Origin of the sequence: Rhodococcus sp. NPDC003318 (assembly GCF_042879035.1) — a bacterium.
GTDB lineage: Bacteria > Actinomycetota > Actinomycetes > Mycobacteriales > Mycobacteriaceae > Rhodococcus_G.
Genome location: NZ_JBIAOU010000001.1, coordinates 113141 through 118247 on the forward strand (window position 1 = coordinate 113141; position 5107 = coordinate 118247).

5 protein-coding genes are annotated in these 5107 nt (G+C 71.6%); 4 read left to right on the top strand and 1 reads right to left on the bottom strand.

Features of this window, described 5'->3' with window-relative positions:
- Positions 1-4 precede the first annotated feature (4 nt).
- Genes pabB through ACFYVR_RS00600 form a run of 4 tightly spaced genes read left to right on the top strand, consistent with a single transcriptional unit; the run spans position 5 to position 4165 of the window.
- Positions 5-2077 carry an aminodeoxychorismate synthase component I gene (gene pabB, locus ACFYVR_RS00585; protein ID WP_387468657.1) on the top strand — a complete coding sequence of 691 codons (2073 nt, stop codon included), beginning with the start codon at positions 5-7 and terminating at the stop codon, positions 2075-2077.
- A complete protein-coding gene (locus ACFYVR_RS00590; RefSeq protein WP_387468658.1) occupies positions 2074-2946 on the top strand; it encodes a prephenate dehydrogenase/arogenate dehydrogenase family protein in 873 nt (290 codons plus the stop codon). Before pabB ends, ACFYVR_RS00590 begins: the two co-directional genes overlap by 4 nt.
- Complete coding sequence (locus ACFYVR_RS00595) at positions 2943-3884, top strand: diiron oxygenase (protein WP_387468659.1); 942 nt, start codon at positions 2943-2945, stop codon at positions 3882-3884. The genes ACFYVR_RS00590 and ACFYVR_RS00595 overlap by 4 nt, the downstream gene beginning before the upstream one ends.
- A 29-nt stretch (positions 3885-3913) precedes the next feature.
- The gene (locus ACFYVR_RS00600; RefSeq protein ID WP_387468660.1) at positions 3914-4165 is read left to right on the top strand and encodes a hypothetical protein; all 252 of its coding nucleotides are present in this window, start codon (positions 3914-3916) and stop codon (positions 4163-4165) included.
- Positions 4166-4212: 47 nt separating this feature from the next.
- Here the strand turns inward: ACFYVR_RS00600 and ACFYVR_RS00605 are convergent, their stop codons facing one another.
- The gene (locus ACFYVR_RS00605; protein WP_387468661.1) at positions 4213-4890 is read right to left on the bottom strand and encodes a PAS and ANTAR domain-containing protein; all 678 of its coding nucleotides are present in this window, start codon (positions 4888-4890) and stop codon (positions 4213-4215) included.
- Between the last annotated feature and the right edge of the window lie 217 nt (positions 4891-5107).

Here is a 5107-nt window from a genome sequence, read left to right on the forward strand (position 1 = left end):
AGTGGTGCGAACGCTGCTGATCGACAACTACGACTCGTTCACCTACAACCTGTACAGCCTGCTGACGGAGGTGAACGGTCGCACCCCCACGGTCCTGACGAACGATCGGCCGTGGGAGTCGGTCCGGCTCGCGGACTACGACAACATCGTCATCTCCCCCGGCCCGGGTCGCCCTGACCGGGTACGGGACTTCGGGATCAGCGCGCAGGCGCTGGCCGACAGCGGACTCCCGGTGCTCGGGGTGTGCCTGGGCCATCAGGGCCTGTGCCACCTGTTCGGCGGGCGGGTGGTCCCCGCACCCGAGCCGAGGCACGGCCGGCTGAGCTCGGTCAGCCACGACGGGCGGGACCTGTTCGAGGGCATCCCGTCGCCGTTCCAGGTGGTGCGGTACCACTCGTTGGCGGTCGCCGACCTGCGGGAACCGCTGGACCCGCAGGCATGGGCGGACGACGGCGTGCTGATGGCGGTGCGACACCGGGACCGGCCGATGTGGGGTGTGCAGTTCCACCCCGAGTCGATCTGCACGGAACACGGGCGCCGGTTGCTGGAGAACTTCGCCGCCCTGACCCCGGTGCGCAGGCGGCCGCGACCGCCGGCCGCCCCGCCTGCGTCGCCGCCGGTGACCGAGCCGGTCCACCGGTACCGGGTGCGTCACGTCCGGGTCGACCGGGCGGTCGACCCGACGGTGGTGTACGATACGCTGTTCGCGAACGGCCCCGACAGCTTCTGGCTGGACGGGTCCGCGGCGTCCGACGCCGACGGGCGGTTCTCGGTGATGGGCAACTGTTCGGGGCCGCGCGCGGAGTTCGTCACCTACCGGGTCACCGAGACGACGGTCCGGGTCCGCCGCTCGGACGGATCGACCGAGTCGGTGCGCACCACCCTGTTCGACTATCTGGACGCGCAGCTGCGCGCGCGGGCGGTGCCGCCGCGGTCGGACCTGCCGTTCGGGTTCTGCCTCGGTTACGTCGGTTATCTCGGCTACGAACTCAAGGCCGACACCGGCGGCCAGTTGGCGCATGCATCCGAACAGGCCGATGCCGCAGTCGTTTTCGCCGACCGGGCCCTGGTTGTCGACCACGGCACCGGGTGCTGCCACCTGCTGGCCCTCGACGACGGCACCGACGACCCGGAGACCGTGCGCTGGTTGAGGGAGACCGCGACCGCGTTGCGTGTGCTCGAGGAGACACCGGTACCGCGGCCGGCCGCACCGCCGCTCGTGCCCGGCGCCGCCGACGTCCCGATGGTGTTCCGGCACGACCACGAGGTGTATCTGCGGCTGATCGAACAGTGTCTCGCCGAGATCCGGTCCGGGGAGTCGTACGAGGTGTGCCTGACGAACGCGGCGACGGTTCACCGCAGGCTCGATCCGCTGGCCGGGTACTCGTGCCTGCGGGAGATCAGTCCGATGCCGTACAGCGCCCTGCTGTGCTTCGACGGCATGTCCGTGCTCAGTGCGTCACCGGAGCGGTTCCTGCGGGTCGGCGCGGACCGGGTCGTCGAGTCGAAACCGATCAAGGGGACACGGCCGCGGTCCGGTGATCCGGAGCGCGACCGGGCCCTGCGCCACGACCTGCTGCTCAGCGAGAAGGACCGCGCGGAGAACCTGATGATCGTCGATCTGGTGCGCAACGACCTGTCCCGGGTGTGTGTCCCGGGGTCGGTGCACGTGCCGAAGCTGTTCGCCGTCGAGACCTACGCGCCGGTGCACCAGCTGGTGTCGACGGTGCGGGGCACCTTGCGGGAGGGTGTGTCGGCGGTCGAGTGCGTGCGGGCGGCTTTTCCGGGCGGGTCGATGACCGGGGCCCCGAAGGTCCGCACGATGGAGATCATCGACAAGCTCGAGAACGGTCCCCGCGGGGTGTATTCCGGTGCGATCGGCTACTTCTCGCTGACGGGGACGGCGGACCTGTCGATCGTGATCCGGACGATGGTGGCCACCGCGGACGAGGTCACGTTCGGGGTCGGCGGCGCGATCGTGGCGCTGTCCGACCCGGACGAGGAGTTCGAGGAGACGATGGTCAAGGCGCTGTCGATGCGGCGTTGCCTGTCGGTCGCGAGCGAGCACGAACCGTGACGGAGCAGCTCGCGACCACGGTGCGGTCGGTGGTGGTGGCCGGCGGCGCCGGCGCCGTCGGGTCGATGTTCGCGGACCTGTGGTCCGCTGCCGGCGCGACGGTGACGGCGGCGGACCCGGCCACCGACCCGGCGGGCGACATCCGGGACCCCGGGGACGCGCTGCGGACCGCGATCGGGCACGCCGATGTGGTGATGCTGGCGGTGCCCGAGGACGTGGCGTTGGCGGCGGTGGACGCCCTCCTGCCGCTGCTGCGGGGCGACGCCGTGCTGGTGGAGACGTTGTCGGTGAAGTCTCGGTTCGCGGCCGCGGTCGCGCGGGCGCCGGCCGGTGGACAGGTCGTCGGGGTCAATCCGATGTTCGCTCCCGCGCTCGGGCTGCCGGGGCGGTCGGTGTTGGCGGTGGTCCACCGCGGCGGACCGGACGCCGACGCGGTGCTCGACCGGATGCGGGCGTGGGGTGGCCACGTCGAGGTCACCGGCGCCGACCGTCACGATCGGCTGTGCGCGGCGATGCAGGCCCTCACGCATGCGGCGGTGCTGGCGTTCGGCCTGGCCCTGGCCGACCTCGGGATCGAGTCAGACGACCTCGCTCACCTCGCGCCGCCGCCGCACCGGACCTTGTCGGCGTTGCTGGCGCGGATCACGCTCGGCACCCCGGAGGTGTACCGGGACGTGCAGACCGCGAATCCCTATGCAGCCCAGGCCAGGTCGGCGCTGTCAGAGGCGCTCGCGCGGCTCGACGCGGTGTGCTCCGGCGAGCCCGCCCGGTTCGCGGACCTGCTCGCCGCCGCCCGCGCTCCCCTCGGCGACCGGGCCGACGACGCCGCCGCGCGGTGCGCGAACCTGTTCGAGGGCCTGCTCCGATGACCGTCCGGCTGCCAGAGCACGACCCCACCGACCCGGTGGAGTCGGCGGTGATCCGCGGACTGGTGCGCAGCTGGCCGCGCCGCGCGACGGTCCGCCGCAACGAGGCCGCGCTCGACGGGCCGACGATGGACGACCTGTTCGATCCCGATCACGCCGACTACCCCGAGCAGCTGCTCCCGTTCGCGGGGCATCCCGGGTTCGAGGGGCTAGACGCGACCGTGCGCGCCCGGATCCTGGCGTGGGCGTGGATCGCCTACAACAAGAACGTCGTGGACATCGAGCAGGACGTCGTGACACCCGGTTTCGGTGTGCTCTTCCGCGACGGTCTCGGTGCCGGGCTGTCCGACACGTCGCGGGCGGCGGCGGTGCAGGCGATGGTCGACGAGGAGTACCACACGCTGATGCACCTGAACGCGTCCGCGTTGACCCGCCGTCGGCGCGGTTGGCCGCTGCCCGATGCGGCGTTGCCGGACGGGGTGACGGTCCGGCGCCACCGGGAGGCGGTGGCGGCCGCGGACGGTCCGCGGGCGGCGGCGCTGACGACGGTGGCGTACGCGACGGTCGCGGAGACGTCGATTCCCGACTACCTGGCGCTGATCGCGAACGACGAGTCGATCCAGCCCGTGAACCGCGCGACGGTGGTGTTGCACCGCCGCGACGAGTGCGCGCACGCGTCGGTGGCCGGGGAACTGATCGTCCTGGTCCACGACACGCTCGACGCGCGGGACCGGCGCGTCCTCGAATCCGCCATGCGGGACGGCGCCGACGCGTTCACGGCCACCGACACGGCCGTCTGGTCGGCGATCCTGCGGGCCGAGAACGTCCCGGACGCGGACGCGATCCTGCGTGAGGTCACCGCCGATCCGACCCGCCGCCGCTTCCTGCAGGACTGCAGCGCCGTCGAGCGGCTGTTCGCGCGGTTCGGCGTGGGAGCGTGACGGGAGCCGATTCGGGGTATCCCCGGAGCATGCGACTGGCCGTCCTCGACATCGGTTCCAACTCGGCGCAACTCCAGGTGGTCGACGCCGGCCCCGGCGCGCCCCCGCTGCCGATCCACGGGCTGCGGATCCCGGTCCGGCTCAGCGAGCACATCGAGGACGACGGCTCGATCGGCGAGGGCGGAATCGAACGGGTCGTCGCCGCCGTGGCCAGCGCTGTCGACGCAGCACTGTCGACGTCGCGCTGCAGCAGAACGTCGAACAGTGGTACCCGTCCGTGACGGCCGCGATCCGCGACGCGACGAACGGGGACACCCCGAGAACGCGGTCACGCTGGGCGTTCTGGCCGGATCCGTTCATGCACTGTCAACAGGAGATGGTCGAACAGCGAACGCAGCCCGCTCGGCGCGTTGACCGCCTCGGTGAACTCCGCGACCAGCTGCTGGGCGAGGAGACGCAACTTGACGTTGCTCTCCTGTGAGCGCCAGGTCAGGACGTCGAAGGCGCGGTCCGCGTCGATACCGTACACCAGCATCAACGCCCCCTTGGCCTGTTCGATGGCCGCCCGGGACGCGAGCAGGTCGGCCAGCATCGTCTCGTCCGGGGCCGCCCGGCCGTCGCCGGGGCGCGGCTCGTCCTGGGTGTCGAGTTCGACGTAGAACCCGGCGGTGCCGAGAAGGTCGCCGTGATCGTCGAATTCCCGGTCCGCGACGACCAGGACGTGCCGCGTGCGGCCCGCGGTGTCGACGATGCGATGGCGACTGCAGAACGGTTCACCCTTCTCGACGGTGTCGGCGAGCGCGCCGGACACCCGTTCCCGGTCGGCGGGATGCTTGTGCGAGAGCAGCAGTTCCGTCGTCGGGGTGACCTCGCCGGGTGGGTAGCCGTGCATCGCGGCGACCTCGTCGGACCACTCCCACCGTCGGTCCCGCAGGGTGAACCGGAAACTCCCGACCCGATGGCAGCGACCCGTGCCGAGGACCCGGTCGACGTCCGATGGCTTCACCGCAACCTCCCTTGTCGAGTGGGCGCCGAGACGGCGCTGCCGTCGGAGTACCCAATCGGGGTGCGGTGCACGCGCGGCACGCTGCCACCGTCACCGGGCCGGCTTGCTAGACTGGCAGGTGGTTGAGAACACAGCCGAGCGGCCCTATCGGTCCGGTGGCTCTCGACCGTACCCATGTCGATCCCCCGTCCCGCGGAAGAGACGGAGCGTGTGCGAC